Genomic DNA, 14,639 nt, shown 5'->3' on the forward strand with positions numbered 1-14,639 from the left:
CTTATTTATTTGTCAGAATACTTTCTTCGTAATATGCTTGCAGAAGCCGCCATACCTAAAAGTGCAGAGATGCAAAGCAGGCCATAGATGATGATATTACCTGATAAGTTGTCGCCGGTTTTTGGCAGGCCATTTTTTCCGTATCTGGTTCCTGTGGGAACGCCGCCGTTGATGTGAACCAATTCATCAGGGGTTCTGCCTTCCATATTGCCGGTAGGCGTGCCGCCGTCTATGTTGACTGTGGGGTCCACTGGAGCTGGAGGAGCCGTTGGCGTTGTGGCAGGTGTAGTAGGTGTGGCCGGTACCTTTGGACCGCCACCGCCACCGCCACTGCTGGCTGGTCTGCGGTATGTGTTGGTAAATGCAGCAGTTGATGTTTCAAGTGTGCGGACAGTGCCCGTATCTCCTGTTTTAGCGGTAGTGTATCGTTCAGAGGAATAGCTGGCTTCTGTCACCTGATATTCGGTTCCGTCAGGCAGACCGGTGACGGTAATGCTTTCTCCGTCAGCCAGGGAAATCTTATCCCCGCTCTTAATGGTGCCATCAGGAACTCCGTTACCCGTGTAGGAATACGTACCGTTTGAATGAAAGGTCACTGTAAAATCAAACTTCTTTTTGGTGTCAGCTCCGCTTCCTGCCACCGTCTTGCTGATGGTCAGGGTTCCGGGCATAATCTTTGTGTTGACAAAGGAGACAGTCTGCTCCTGGTCTGTCCTGATGGTGCCGGATGAGCCTGTAGAGACAGTGGAATATCCGTTTGCGGAATAATCTTTTTCGGCCACCGTATAGGTGGTGTCCATTGGAAGTCCGGTTATGGTGACGCTCTGTCCGCTGGAAAGAGAAATCTTACCGCCGCTTTCCACGGTTCCGTTTTGGGCTCCGCCTGTTCCGGTGAAATCGTAAATGTTATTATCTGGTGTACCGTCCGGTTTCTTAAAGTTCACAGTGAACTCAAAAGGTCCGGTTTCACCGCTGTTTCCTGCAACTGTTTTTTTGATGGTCAGACTTCCGGGCAGAAACCTTGTATTAGTAAAGTCTGCTATGTGTACCTGGTCTGTTTGAATGGTACCGGACGTGCCTGTACTTTCCGTCTGATATCCATCGCCGGAGTAGTCTTTTTCGGTTACCGTATAGGAGGTATCCTTTGGAAGTCCGGTTATGATGATGCTCTGTCCGCTGGAAAGAAAGATTTTTCCGCCGCTTTGGAGGGTTCCGTCCAAAGCGCCACCTGTTCCGGTGAAGCTGTAGGATCGGTGATCCGGATCACCCCCTGGTTTTGTAAAGGATAGGGTGAACTCAAACAGCTTTCCGGTTTCACCGCCGTTTCCTTTCACTGTTTTTTTGATGGTCAGGGTTCCTGGTAAGTACTTTGTGTTGGTAAAGGCGGCTGTCTGCACCTCATTTGTTTTAATGGTACCGGATTCGCCTGCGCTGCCGGTCAGATATCCATCAGCAGCATAGTCGTCTTCGGTTACCACATAAGCCGTATCCTTTGGAAGCCCGGTGATCGTGATGCTTTCATTGTGCTTAAGCGGTATGGTTCCAAGGCCGCCTGCAATCGTAAGCTGGCCACTTTCCTTATTGCCTGATCCAATGTAATTATAAGTGCCGTCTACATTTGGTCCTGTAAGCTGAATGGTAAAGTTAAAATCTTTGCCGGTATCCCCTGCATTGCCGTCAACCGTCTTACTGATGGTTAAATTCCCCACGGTGTCAGGCTGATAGTTTACAACGGTAAGAGCTGCTCCTGCTGATTTTCCTGCCACAATAGTGACGGCCTTATTGCCTGCGTTCTTTTCCACAGTCACTACATAAACCATATCGTCTGATTCATAGGTATCAGGAACTGTTGTTTCCTTCAAATAGTAGGTAAATGCAGGATCGCCATAAGCTTTTGGTGCAGGGATCGGAATGATCCGCAGCGTACCATCCGGACGCACAATGGTGGCACGAACAGGGTCTTGCAGCGCTTTATCTGTATACAAAGTGAAGACAGCGCCATTAATGATCTGATTTTGAGTATTGACCTTGCGGATGTCTAAGTAGCCGTTGCGTTCCAGGGTGGCACTGGCATGAGAGTCATCCACCTGATAGGAGGCATTGGTGCCGGTACCGTCGATGGAGCTGCCTGACACTTTTACCTGATTCTTTAAGTTGTTCCCCACATTGCCGGTCACCTCGGTGGTATAAATGATCTGATACAGCTTACCGTCTGTGAGAGTAAAGGACAGATCCCGGGAAGCCTTATCATAGGAAAGTCTGTCCTGTAGCTGCTGGAGGGTCAGTACCCTTCCTCCTGTGGTTGGGAATGCCCCGCTTACCATGTGATCATACTCTGTGATTGTGAAAGCGGTAAGGTCCAGGGCACCGTTCCGTTCAAAAGGAAGCTCAAGCCCTTCGGGAATTTTGTCCGTAATTTTTATATTAGTAAAGTCCGGTAAATCATAAGGATTGAATTTGATTGTCCACTCAATGGGATTTTTGCCTGTGTTTATACTTTTTACCAGAAATTGGGTCGGTACCTGAACCGTTGCCGACTTGGAAGGATTCCAGCTATTGTCCCCTTCGGCAGTCAGCTTCACATTGTTGGTGGCTGTCTGGTATGAGTCGGTTTTTCCATTGGCATATGATGCCTCTAAGTATTCCATATACTTTTCATCGGAGAGCTTTGCCTTTACTAAAATATAGTAAGACTTTTCCAGCTTCTTAAACACAAAGGCTGCGTTTTTGCCGGAAATGCCGACGCTTTCCAGAATGTCTGAGGTATCCGTCACCAGGGTGTTGGTGGTGGTGGCATAGAGCTGGTACGTTACACCGGAATCAATATCAACAAAGGACCAGCCGTCTGGCAATGTATCTGTCACAGTCACCTTGCCCAGTGTTCCGTTTGCAACAGCCGCACCTGTTAAGTCATAGCCCTCTTCATTAATGTTTAAGCGGAATACTGCTGTCTTGTCCTGGGAATGAAAGGCGTTTCCGCTATTTCCCACAGTACCGGTTCCTGCCTGATATACCTGCTTGCTTAAAATATTGCTGCTATAGGTGGTTTCGGCAGTTCCGTTATCCAGATGGATTGCCCCGTAATACAGGGAGGCGGTGTTGTCTATACTTTTATCTGCATTTGCCGCAAAAATATTTGGGTCCAGAACCTGTGTTTTAAAGGTAAAGGTGTATGCCTTGTCGGTGCCAAATCCACTGACCACAAGAAGGTCGCCTACTTGAGTGCCTCCCATCATAACGGGCTTTATTTCATAGGTCAGTCCTGCAGGCCAACTGTTATTGACAACTTTTTGCCCGTATTTTGGCGTGAGATTTGTGAGATCGGAATCTTCCGGAAGCAGGGAAGCCAGATTACTGGTACTTTTATTAAAGGTTCCGGACTTACCGTAAATCAGCAGGTCATATACCTTGATGTCGCTTGTGCTTGTGAATCCTGTCTGGCTTTTTAAGTCAACGGCTGCCGTCCATGTGATTTGACGGTTGGTATAATCTGTTAATACATGGCCTTTCGTAAGACCGTCAATACCGATGCTTACATCAGCAGAATCGGAAAAGGTTCCGCCTGGTTTGCCGGTCCAGGTCAGTGACGCAGTGTTATGGTAGGTTTTGACGGCTCCCACATATGCATCATTTGTAACATCACACAGGATCGTCAGCCGCACCTTTTTACTGGTAGTGCCGGTCAGCTCATATACTCCGCCTGAAGGCTCCGCCGAATAGGTTGGAACATCAGTCAGACCATCGCCTGGGGTCAGATCATTCCATGTGTTTGCGGCTGATTCATATTCCCACTTTGCTGATTTCCAGATTAATCCGGCTGGGCTGGTGGGAAGATGATCAATGATGGTCAGGTCCTGTAATGGTATCTGGTCCTGGTTTGCAGTGATTGTCCATGTGATGGTGCGGTTATTGGGGGTATATATACTTCCGCTTAGCCCGTCTCCAGGGGTACCGCTTTTTTCAATCAGCGTCTTTGCCGGAATGGTGATTTGGGCTGTATTGGTATTTACCGGCGTATCCTTACCAAACGCTGCAGTATTTTCCACGGTACCGCCGGTAATGAGCGTATCCCCAGGAATTTTTGTGCTGAAGGTGATGACCTGTTCTCCCTTAACATCTCCAAACACATAGGAAAGCACGTCACCGGCATCTGGAGTGACCTTAGGATCCGGCTCACTTCCATTGACCTTGAAGGAATCTTCCACATACGCACCAACAGTGGTTAAGTCATCCTGGAATTCATAGCCAAGTAAAGAAATGTCGCTGCTCTTTTTCGCGTTTACTGTGACAGTCCATTCAATTTGTGTCTTGTCAGCAGAAAGCCTGGCGCTTTTGGTCTGGGTCTGGGTAATTGGAACCTCCGCCGCCTTAATTGTAAATTGCTTGCCTAAGATCCAGACATTGTTTTTCGGGTTTTCTTCTGTAACATCAGTGCCTGTGTATTTCATGATGACGCCGAATTCACAGTTGACGCTGGATATGCCCGGTTCTTTAAGCACATCTCCATCAAAAACAATGTTTACTTCCGGTGAACCAGCTACAAAACTAAGTGTTCCTACCTTATCTCCGTCAAACATCAAATCAAAATCTACGGAACCTATAACAGTAACGCTTTCATCCAACTGCAGAACTGCAAAGTCGTTATAACTGACGTATTGGTCAGGATCGCTTATGCCATCGCCTTCTACCGGTACATTAAAAGATCCATCCACAGTAAAATTTTGTCCTGCTGTGATTTCTGTAACCGTTGAACCATTCTGTGTGATGGAAATGATCAGATTCTTCAGCAGTCCTTTTACATTCTTTCCAACGGCCAGAGGTACTGCGTTCATGAATTCCGGAGCCGGCAGCAGGCTTACGTTGCTGGGAGGATTGGAAGCATTGGAATCTGTGGCTGTAGTGGTTTCATTTATCTGGCCATTATCCAAACTTTCAGGTTCTTTTGTAACCTCAGTTTCTTCCCCAAAAGCCTCCGGTTTATGAGCCTGGCTGCCGGTGGCGGCATCGTCATTGTTACTGATCTCGATGGTGCTGTTCATGCTGCCGTCCAATGCATTAAGTCCTTCGGCCCATACGTTGTTAAGGGGTGAAAACACATTCAGTATGATCATCAATACCAACAGCCAGCTTACCATCCGCCTTTGTTTCCTTATTTTCAATTCTCATTCCTCCTTTGTGAATATCTTTTATTTGATTTCAAGCATATGCCTTAAAATCATGGCTTTATATTTAAAGAAATTCCTTTGCCTGGGGCTTCTGCCTTAGGGAAAAGAATTCTATATAGATTATATAAGGCCGCCTTTTTAGCTGCTTGAAAATGCAGCAAAAAAGTTACACGGAAATAGACAAAAAGAAAAAATCATGTTACAATAATTTCCAGAATAAGAAATAGTGGGGGAACAACAAATGAAAACCGGTAAATTGCTGGAGGAGCTGATTGATATTGCACAGACGCCCAAGACAGATTTTGCAATCAGCATGAACATGACTCCAAGCGGATTAAGCAAGATTCTGAAAGGTGGAAGGCTGCCCTTTCTAAAGGAAAAGAGGTCATTTTGCCGGCAGGCTGCCGCTTATTTTGCCGAAGCACTGTATGGACACGGCTGTTATTTGAAATTTATGCACGTTTTTCCCGTTATTTACGATTTTAGTTCCAGCTATGAACTGGAAATATTTCTGGCCTATGCCATAGAATATGCTTTTGATAAAGACTCTGACGGGGAGAACAATGGAAATCTGAGCCATCCTGACAGGGAAGCCAGCTATCTTGGAAAAAAAACCATCCTGAACATGTTCTGTGTGTTTGTTTCCGATTACATCATGGAAAATCAAGGCATTCCCCTGGAGTTTTACAGCACCCTTCCTTTTTTTGACCAGTCTTATTCCGATATTTTCCTGCGATTAAAAATATTAAACACGCAGAAGCAGAAAAAACCTGTTTTTAACCACTTTTTTGATATATCCTCTATGGAAGCGTCATCTGAACGCTATAATACCGGCCTTCTGTCTGCCATCGTCAAGGCGGAAGAATATGTAGATTTGAATTTATGGAGAATCTCAAAAGAAATGAATTGCTTTTTTTTACTTTTAAAGGGGCAGTTTCTTATGATATTCAGCCAGCAACTGGATGGGATGCCTCTTATGACCTTTGTCGTCCATAAGGGATATCTGAACGTATTCCTTAATTCCCTTATGAGGAAGGAAACTAAGAAAATAAGTTATACCGGAAGAGAGGCCGCCGCCGCATTGGATGCAGACCCTTCTATTCTTTCCAGATTGACGGGCAAGCATATGGAGGCCGTATATAACTTCATATCCATAGGCTATTTAGTTGGAGAAAAGGATTTGGGACTTGCAGAGGGCCGGGAGATGGCTAAAAGAACCGTACTGGAGCTTTTTCACAGGATCCTGGACAAGGAAACAACTTTTTTTGTGACAGTGGATGCGATGATCGGCTTTTGTTCCACGGGAAAAGCCATTGTGCCCCTCTTTGGCGCTGTGAATTTTCCTCCTTCGGAGCGGATTCCATATCTGCAAAGGTTTAACTCCTTTATTAATGAAAAAAGTGCAGACAAGGTCAGGATCGTGAACAGTGAGCAGCCCAAAGCAGCCGTATTCTGTCTGCAGGGGCTTAATCTGGTTTATATGATTGATCACGATTATAAAGCTGAAAAAATTCATTGTTTTGAAACGGATCTGTTAAACGAAATTTTAACCAGGGAAACATCAGCCAGTACCATGAAGATACTGGATTTCAGCCCCGACTTATGGGAGTCTTACCTAGGTGAGATGACCAGGCACTTTAGCGGACTTGTCATGTAAAAACAGGCCGGTGGTTTAAACTTACATAATCGATAAAGCAGTTAAGCTTACAGGGAAAGGAATCCGTGGTTTGGGATTGACAAAATGGATTTTAAAAACTGCGGATACCATTTCTTTGGAGCTGCGCTGCGGCTGCATTCTTATTACCCCGGACAAATGAACTAACGTCCGGTTATTTTTTTGTCAATTTCCCGATTGAACAGGATGACCTTGATAGGATTGGCCTGATCACCACGGTCCGGGGAAAGGAGCGGACTGTCCATAAAAGCCTCCTTGAGGAATGGGTCCGGCATCTATCGGTCAATCAGAAAGCTGCGGCAATGGCAAGGGAAGAAATGAAGGTTCCATGGAAACCGGCAGGAGGACTGTATGATCCATAATTTTATTGCATATGAAAATAGAAAATGTTATAATTGAACCACAAAGGAAAGTCTGATGGAAGGGAATGGGAGGAGATTTCATGACAGATCGGCAGACGAAGATTTTGCAGATTGTGAATGAACGGAAGAGAGTGGAAGTGACCAGTTTGTCAGAGTTGATGGAAGTATCTCAGGTAACCATCCGTAAGGATTTAGACGGGCTGGAGGAGAGAGGGCTGCTGACCAGGGAACACGGATATGCGGCGGTGAGGAATACGGATGATATTACCAACCGTTTGTCGGTGCAGTATGATACCAAGCTTAAGATCGCCAGGATCGCTGCAAAGATCGTTTCCAACGGCGAAACCGTAATGATAGAATCCGGTTCCAGTTGTGCCCTGCTGGCGGAGCAACTGGCAAATGAGAAAAAGGATGTTACGATTATCACAAACTCCGCATTTATCGCCAACCATATCCGGGAATCCGCCATTGGAAAGATAATCCTGTTAGGCGGAGACTATCAGACGGAATCACAGGTCATGGTGGGGCCTATGGTTAGAAAATGTGCCAGGGAGTTTTTTGTGGACAAGCTGTTTATGGGAACCGACGGGTTTATTCCCCAGGCAGGGTTTACCTGTGGGGATATGATGCGGGCAGAGGCCATGAAGAACATGGCGGAATCGGCCAGGCATTCCATCATCCTTACGGATTCCAGCAAATTTGGGCAGCAGGGCGTTGTTCTGCATTCCCGGTTTGAGAACATTAGCATGGTATTTACAGACAACAAAATTCCGGACAGTGCAAAAGAGATTATGGAACGGCATAAGATTGCCGTGGAAACAATAGAGGTGTAGCAGAGCTGCTTCACACAAACATGAAAGGATCAGAGATCCCCTGTATCTGCCTTGCCGCAGAAGCAGGGGATTTTGTCCCGTTTCCAGGGGAATTGTCCGGTAAAATATGTATGGAAAATGATGTGAAATATGTTACAATGGCAGAAGCGGCAAAAGGAAGCTTTGCCTAGAACGTTTCACATTAGGAGAGTACGCATGAGAGAGAAAAAGTCTATGATTAATGTTGTGATCGATGGGATTTCCGGAATTTTTCTTCCTATCATCAACCTGTTAAGCGCGGCAGGTATATTAAAAGGTATATTGGCCATTCTCACAGCAGCCAATATTGTGCCGGGAACAAGTGAGACTTATTTGGTGCTGAATGCCATGGCAGACAGCCTGTTTTATTTTCTGCCAATGGTTCTGGCATTTACCGCAGCTAAAAAGTTTGGTGCAGACCCCTTTACTGCAGTGGTCATTGGAGGCGTGCTTTTGTATCCTTCCTTAACGGCAGTATTTGAGTCAGGCACTAACATCCTTTTTGCAGGAATTCCCATGAAGGCGGTTATCTACCATTCCGGCGTGATCCCCATCATTCTTGCAGTGGGACTGCTTGTATATGTGGAACGGTTGGTATATAAAATATTGCCGGATCTGATCAAAAGCTTTCTGGCTCCTTTGATCTGCATTGTGACAGTTGGACTGGTCACCTTGTTCGTATTCGGGCCCATAGGGAATGTAATTGGGGATGGACTGGCGGCAGCTTATGAATTTGTATATGAAATCAGCCCTATGATTGCAGGAGGGATTTTGGGAGCAGTGATCCAGCCAATGGTCATTTTTGGCTTCCACTGGAGCTTTGTACTGGTGGCGATGAACAACATTTCTGTGAAGGGCTCTGATACCATACTGGCCTTAATCGGGCCGGCAGTATTTGCCCAGGCAGGTGCGGCCCTTGCGGTGTGTTTGAAAAGCAGGGATAAAAAGTTCCGGTCCCTCTGCCTGTCCGCTGTATTGTCTGCCTGCTTTGGAGTTACGGAATCGGCCATGTTCGGCGTGAATCTGCCCCTAAAGAAGCCTATGATCGCAGTATGCGTCGGCGGAGGAGTGGGCGGCGCCGTAGCAGGACTTTCAGGAGCCCAGGCCATGACCTTTGCATTTCCAAGTCTTGTTACATTGCCTGTTTTTCTGGGAAAGGGATTTGGTTTGTTTGTTGTAAGCTGCCTTGTTGGATTTTTAACGGCATTTTTGCTGACGATTTTCCAGAAAGTGGAGGGGCCCGCCGTCTAAGGACCGGGGCAGGCCAGGACTTAACAGGCCAGGATGGAACAGGTTAAAAAGCCGGTTGATGAAAGAAATGTGCCTTAACTTTTCATATTCATTTTAAAATTCATAAAAAAATCACAATTACCGGTTGAAAAATTAAGGTTTGTTTCAGCTTTACGTGGTAAAAAAGAAGAAGAGATTGAATTTGAGTTAAAATGAAATGAGGAGGAATTTATATGTATATGTTAAAGAGGTGTGCAGCATTCATCACAGCCGCTGTTTTATCAGCCGTTCCAATGACAGCGCTGGCAGCAACAGGGACCCCCGTCAGCAGTGTTTCCCTTTACATATCGTCAGAGATTGAGGCTGGAGACAGTGACAGTGATGTAACAGTCACTTCGGGTTCCAGCAAATTCAGTATTGAAGATGTTGTGGTTACAAATATTCCGGATGACCAATGGGAGGACGGAGATAAGCCTAAATTAAAGGTTACTTTGGAAGCAGAAGACGATTATTATTTTGCTTCAGGCTTTTCCAAAAGCAGCGTAAGTCTCAGCGGTTCCGACGGAACGGTCAGCTCCGTCAGCAGGAGCAGCAGTGAACTGATTGTGTATATAACACTGGATGCTTTGGATGAGGAGGATAATGACTATGAGCTGGATGTGGACAACTTAGAGTGGGATGAAGGAAATGGCACAGCCTCCTGGGAGGAAAGCCAGGATGCCAGTAAATATGAGGTGCGCCTTTACAGGGGAAGCACTGCAGTGACTTCTGTACTTACGACTTCCTATACCACCTACGATTTTTCAGGCTATATAACTAAGAGCGGGTATTATTCCTTTAAGGTGCGGGGAGTGTATAACTCCTCCAATAAAGGCAGTTGGGAGGAATCGGACAGTTGGTATGTTTCCTCTGATGAGGCAGAGGAAATCAGTTCCTCCGGAAGTTCTGCCGGCGTTTCAGGGCCGGGAAGCGGCACAGGAGCCGGCGCATGGCTGAAGGACAGCACAGGATGGTGGTATTGCAATGGAGACAGAAGCTATACCGTCAGCAACTGGCAGTATATCGATCAGTGCTGGTATTATTTCAACCAGACCGGATATATGGTTATAGGCTGGATCAATTGGAACTCAAAATGGTATTATTGCGGAGAAGACGGAGCAATGGTCACAAGTAGGGCAACTCCGGACGGGTATTATGTAGGAAGCGACGGAGCGTGGGTCCAGTGATAAAACAGACGGAATAAGGAAGAAGGCAAAAAGGACAGGCGGTTTATCTGCCTGTCCTTTCGTATGCCGGAAAAATGGATGTGTGTCAGTGCAGCCTCATCATTTCATTGGCCCACACAGCCGCCAGATTCACCGCTCCCCGGAACCCCACAAGGGGAGGCTCATAGGAATGGCGCCAGATGTCATCAGGCACTGCAATCTGCAGGCTCTGGTCTCTTTTAGCCATACGCAGCAGCTCGCCGCTGCCCATAAGGAAGCCCCTTGAATCCCTGGCAATCCTCTCCTTGGCCCCATCATCCAGATAGGCCATATGAGGACCTGTCATATGAGGACAGTCGCAATAACAATCGGCTTGTGCAAAACCAAAACATTCTTTCCCGTATGCCCAAATTCCAGGCACTACATCGGCATGTCCGGCAAGGATCAGCCGGTTTTCCTCCCTGTGGACCCGGAAAAAACGGCCCAGCACAGCCTGCATGGGCGCTATCTGCTCCAGTGCATCTTCTTTTTCCTGGCGGATAAATGCCTTGTTGGCGGACCGGCCCCACAGGGCTGCCCCAGACTCCAGCCAGTCAAGGGTTCCCTGTATTCCGTAGGGACGTGCCATCAGATAAGGTGTGCCAAAGCGCTCTTTAAGATATTTTGCGGCGGCTTCCCCCTCCCGGCGAATGACGAAGTTCAAATGAGCTGCTCCCATTGTTTCCAGTTGGGAGATGCTTGTGCCGGAGGTCATTGTGCACAAATGTTCCATTCCCAAGGCGCCTGACGCCAGCCGGGCGATCTCAGCGGCATCAGCATGAAAACGAAACATGTCTGCACAGGAGCCGATGATGTTAAAGGAGGGCCGCTCTCTTTTGGGCATTTCCTTTGGGAAGGTTTTGCAAAGCTCTAAAAGAGTCAATTCCACCCCCTTGTGTCCGCCCACATCAAATCCCCCTGCAGTCAGTGGGATCAGACGTATGTCAGGAAATTGAGGTGACAGCTCCTGGGCCAGGGCCTTCAAGTCGATTCCAATCACCTCCGGCACGGAGGAGGGCAGCAGGAAGATCGTTTTTATGCCCTGGGTTTCTGAGATCCATTCCACTGCGCGTGTCAGGCGGCTGGTGTCACCCATGGCAATATCGGTTTCTCCAATATGGGTTGAATAGAGCTTTCCGCCAAAAGAACCCATCCGGTGAAGGAAGGTCCTTCCGTAGGCCATATGCCCCATACAGCCAAATTCTACCACGGCCGACTGGGCGATACCGGACAAACACCAAAGTGCGCCCATCCTCCCGGACAAAGGCGGTGCTGTTTTATACAGTCCCATTGGCCCATTCCTCCTTTCTTATTCCAAGTGCCCTTGTAATGCGTTCCAGCAGGACAATGGTTCGTTCATACCCAATGTGACCGTATAAGTCCAGCAGGGGAACACTGGGCGGATCGCTTTGGCCCCTGCCGCCCCAATCGCCCATTACCAAGTCAGGGCACAATGCTTCAATGATCTGCCTGTCTGCCTCCTCATTGAGCATCAGGCAGATAATGGGGTTTATATCCTTCCCGGTGAGCTTATCTTTCCATTGTGTGTCAGATGGATAAAATTCCGGCAGGTGTATCATGATGGGAGACATTCCCAGATCCCATAAATATGCCGACAGGGGCAGGGGCTGAACCGTTCCTAAGTTTGCGCTGATATACTGCAGGTTTTTTAGCCGGGCCGCCGCTGCCTTCTGCGCCTTGTTCCCTTCTTTCCTCTGTCCTGCAAACTCATGTGCCATGTCCATACTCAAATGCTGCCCGATCTGTGAATAAGTGTGTTCTATCTCCAGGACATTGTAAACGTCATGGAGGCTGACAAAGGGGATGTCATGCTCCTTTGCCATCCAATGGGCCAGAGGATCCATAAATGGGGAAAGGACCAGGTTCAGCCTTGCCTCCCCGGAGGATATAAAGTCGTCCAGGGAGGAATCCGGGGCCAAAAAGCGCAGAGGCACGCCCTGGCGTTCTAAAAATGCAATCAGATGAGGCATGGGAACATGTTCCTCCAGGGCGCTGCGGCCAAGGACATTGACGGTTGTTCCCTTATTGACGGCCTTTTCAATGGTCTTTCCCATTGCCAGAAGGGTTTTCCAATATCCAGGTTCGTAGCCGCCGCATTTAAAGTTCCCAAGGGGAAGGTGAATGAGCTTTGCTTTTACCTTTGGCTGTATTTCATAGCAGATGCTTTCCACGTCAAGGCCAATGAGCTCCGGCACACAGGTGGAAAGGAGCAAAATGAGCCTTGCCCCTGATGCATCCATTTCCCGGATGGCGTCCATCAGCCCTTTTTGGAATCCAAACACCACCTCTTTGCTGTCCAGGACGTAATTCCAATGCAAAGCTTCTTCCCCATAAGGGGAGAAGAGGGGGATGCTGCGGCTGTAGTATCCGCATTCGGCGGTGCCCATAATGAGCGTAGACACACCTCTTATTTTAGATGCCAGGGACAGTGCCGTGTGCATAGGGCAGTGGACGCCGGGAAAGGCAGCAGGTGTCAGTTGGCGGACAGCCGTCATGCTCCTGACAGCCGAAAGGCATTTTAAATGCTTGATATCGTTCATGACAGCCCTCCTTCCAGAAGCAGACGGGCCAGGTCCTGATAGCTCTTTGCCATAGGGCTGTCAGGAAATGCCTCGACCACTGTTTTGCCCTGTTCTTCCGAACGCTGCACATGGGGATCCCGTGGGAGGTGAAACAGGATGGAGGTGTCTATTTCATCGGCGGCTTTTTGTACAAGCCCTTCCTCGCCTTCAAAGTTTTTTGCGTTGAAAATCAGGCCTCTCAGGCCGGCGTAGCCTCTGGGGGCAAAGCTTTTGACCGCCTGGGAAATATTGGAGGCAGCGTACAGGCTCATCATTTCGCCGGAAGTGACAATGCACACTTCTTCAGCGTAACCGCCCCGGATGGGCATGGCAAACCCTCCGCAAACCACATCACCCAATACGTCATACAGCACCACGTCAGGAGAATACACGGCATAGGCATCCAGCTCTTCCAGCTTTTCAAATGCGGTGATGATGCCCCGGCCGGCGCATCCCACGCCTGGAACCGGCCCGCCGGATTCCACACATAAAACACCGGTACTGCTTTTAAACACAATATCGTCAAGCGCCACATCTCCCTTATCCCGCAAAGTGTCAAGAACCGTTGGGATGTTTTTCCCGCCCGTTAAGTTGCGGGTGGAATCTGCTTTGGGGTCACAGCCGATTTGCAGAACCGTAAGCCCCATTTTTGCCATGGCAGCCGACAGGTTGGAAACTGTAGTTGACTTTCCAATACCGCCTTTGCCATAAATTGCAATTCGTTTCATAGTATTAAACCCCCTTATTAAATCAAATGGTATGAGATGCAGGCAGGCCTGCCGGTACGGGGATCGGCGGCTATTTCTGCATCGATATGGAAGGTTTCCTGCAAGACCCCTGGTGTCATGATTTCCTCCGGCGTACCTTGTGCAACAATGCTTCCATCCCGGATGGCCACCAGAAAATCCGAAAAGCGGGAGGCCAGGTTTAAGTCATGGAGCACCATGGCAATGGTACAATTCCGTTCTCTGTTAAGCTGTTCTAACAGCTCCAGCACCTCAAGCTGATAGGCCATGTCTAAGTAGGTGGTTGGCTCGTCCAGCAAAATCAGATCGGTCTCCTGGGCAAGAGCCATGGCAATCCACACTCTTTGCCGCTGCCCGCCGGAGAGGGCATCAACCGCCGCTGTTTCCAAACCGGAGAGCCGGGTCACTTCCAGCGCCCAGGTGATCATGTCTTCATCTTCTTTTTTCAACTTCCCCCATCCCTTGCGGAGGGGGAAGCGCCCATAGGACACAAGTTCCCTTACAGTCAGTCCGGCAGGGGCAGTGGGTGTCTGGGGCAATATGGACATCTGTTTTGCCACCTCCCTTGTGGGAAGGGCCTGGATATCGCAGCCGTTAAGCAGCACCCAGCCTTTTTGGGGTTTCAATATGCGTCCGGCCGCTTTTAATATGGTGGATTTCCCGCAGCCGTTAGGCCCTATAAGGGAAGTGACTTTCCCCTGGGGAATCATCAGATCCAGACAGTCCACCACCTGATGTCCGTCATAGGCCAGCCTTAATTCTTTTGTTGCTATTGCGTTCATTT

Annotated in this window: 10 protein-coding genes; 5 read left to right on the forward strand and 5 right to left on the reverse strand. The window is 48.2% G+C overall.

Annotated elements, in window-relative coordinates:
- Window positions 1-5: 5 nt before the first annotated feature.
- Complete coding sequence (locus tag ACYVD3_RS20195; protein ID WP_460644289.1) at window positions 6-5,159, reverse strand: prealbumin-like fold domain-containing protein; 5,154 nt, start codon at window positions 5,157-5,159, stop codon at window positions 6-8.
- Between the two features lie 247 nt (window positions 5,160-5,406).
- On the opposite strand from ACYVD3_RS20195, the gene ACYVD3_RS20200 reads away from it, so the two are divergent.
- From ACYVD3_RS20200 to ACYVD3_RS20220, 5 genes are all read left to right on the forward strand, one after another.
- Complete coding sequence (locus ACYVD3_RS20200; protein WP_460644290.1) at window positions 5,407-6,822, forward strand: hypothetical protein; 1,416 nt, start codon at window positions 5,407-5,409, stop codon at window positions 6,820-6,822.
- 460 nt (window positions 6,823-7,282) lie between these two features.
- On the forward strand, window positions 7,283-8,035 hold the full coding sequence (locus ACYVD3_RS20205) for a DeoR family transcriptional regulator (protein WP_460644291.1): 753 nt from the start codon (window positions 7,283-7,285) through the stop codon (window positions 8,033-8,035).
- Window positions 8,036-8,055: 20 nt separating this feature from the next.
- On the forward strand, window positions 8,056-8,205 hold the full coding sequence (locus ACYVD3_RS20210; protein WP_460644292.1) for a hypothetical protein: 150 nt from the start codon (window positions 8,056-8,058) through the stop codon (window positions 8,203-8,205).
- 25 nt (window positions 8,206-8,230) lie between these two features.
- Window positions 8,231-9,304, forward strand: a complete 1,074-nt coding sequence (locus ACYVD3_RS20215; protein ID WP_460644293.1) for a PTS transporter subunit EIIC — start codon at window positions 8,231-8,233, stop codon at window positions 9,302-9,304.
- A gap of 212 nt (window positions 9,305-9,516) precedes the next feature.
- A complete protein-coding gene (locus ACYVD3_RS20220) occupies window positions 9,517-10,509 on the forward strand; it encodes a hypothetical protein (RefSeq protein ID WP_460644294.1) in 993 nt (330 codons plus the stop codon).
- Between the two features lie 85 nt (window positions 10,510-10,594).
- Here ACYVD3_RS20220 and ACYVD3_RS20225 read toward each other — a convergent pair whose 3' ends face one another.
- Genes ACYVD3_RS20225 through ACYVD3_RS20240 form a run of 4 tightly spaced genes read right to left on the reverse strand, consistent with a single transcriptional unit; the run spans window position 10,595 to window position 14,637 of the window.
- Entirely contained in the window at window positions 10,595-11,818 is a 1,224-nt protein-coding gene (locus tag ACYVD3_RS20225) for a nitrogenase component 1 (protein ID WP_460644295.1), read from the reverse strand.
- The gene (locus ACYVD3_RS20230; protein WP_460644296.1) at window positions 11,805-13,088 is read right to left on the reverse strand and encodes a nitrogenase component 1; all 1,284 of its coding nucleotides are present in this window, start codon (window positions 13,086-13,088) and stop codon (window positions 11,805-11,807) included. The genes ACYVD3_RS20225 and ACYVD3_RS20230 overlap by 14 nt, the downstream gene beginning before the upstream one ends.
- Complete coding sequence (locus tag ACYVD3_RS20235; protein WP_460644297.1) at window positions 13,085-13,837, reverse strand: nucleotide-binding protein; 753 nt, start codon at window positions 13,835-13,837, stop codon at window positions 13,085-13,087. The genes ACYVD3_RS20230 and ACYVD3_RS20235 overlap by 4 nt, the downstream gene beginning before the upstream one ends.
- Before the next feature lie 17 nt (window positions 13,838-13,854).
- Window positions 13,855-14,637 (reverse strand): ABC transporter ATP-binding protein, encoded by a 783-nt coding sequence (locus tag ACYVD3_RS20240; protein ID WP_460644298.1) that lies wholly within the window; start codon window positions 14,635-14,637, stop codon window positions 13,855-13,857.
- Window positions 14,638-14,639 lie beyond the last annotated feature (2 nt).

It is taken from the genome of Lacrimispora brassicae (assembly GCF_054772055.1).

Bases quoted from the DNA above. Each gene is read 5' to 3' on its own strand.
- ACYVD3_RS20200 (WP_460644290.1), top strand. From the start codon at position 5,407: ATGAAAACCGGTAAATTGCTGGAGGAGCTGATTGATATTGCACAGACG.
- ACYVD3_RS20205 (WP_460644291.1), top strand. From the start codon at position 7,283: ATGACAGATCGGCAGACGAAGATTTTGCAGATTGTGAATGAACGGAAG.
- ACYVD3_RS20210 (WP_460644292.1), top strand. From the start codon at position 8,056: ATGAAAGGATCAGAGATCCCCTGTATCTGCCTTGCCGCAGAAGCAGGG.
- ACYVD3_RS20215 (WP_460644293.1), top strand. From the start codon at position 8,231: ATGAGAGAGAAAAAGTCTATGATTAATGTTGTGATCGATGGGATTTCC.
- ACYVD3_RS20220 (WP_460644294.1), top strand. From the start codon at position 9,517: ATGTATATGTTAAAGAGGTGTGCAGCATTCATCACAGCCGCTGTTTTA.
- ACYVD3_RS20225 (WP_460644295.1), bottom strand. From the start codon at position 11,818: ATGGGACTGTATAAAACAGCACCGCCTTTGTCCGGGAGGATGGGCGCA.
- ACYVD3_RS20230 (WP_460644296.1), bottom strand. From the start codon at position 13,088: ATGAACGATATCAAGCATTTAAAATGCCTTTCGGCTGTCAGGAGCATG.
- ACYVD3_RS20235 (WP_460644297.1), bottom strand. From the start codon at position 13,837: ATGAAACGAATTGCAATTTATGGCAAAGGCGGTATTGGAAAGTCAACT.
- ACYVD3_RS20240 (WP_460644298.1), bottom strand. From the start codon at position 14,637: ATGAACGCAATAGCAACAAAAGAATTAAGGCTGGCCTATGACGGACAT.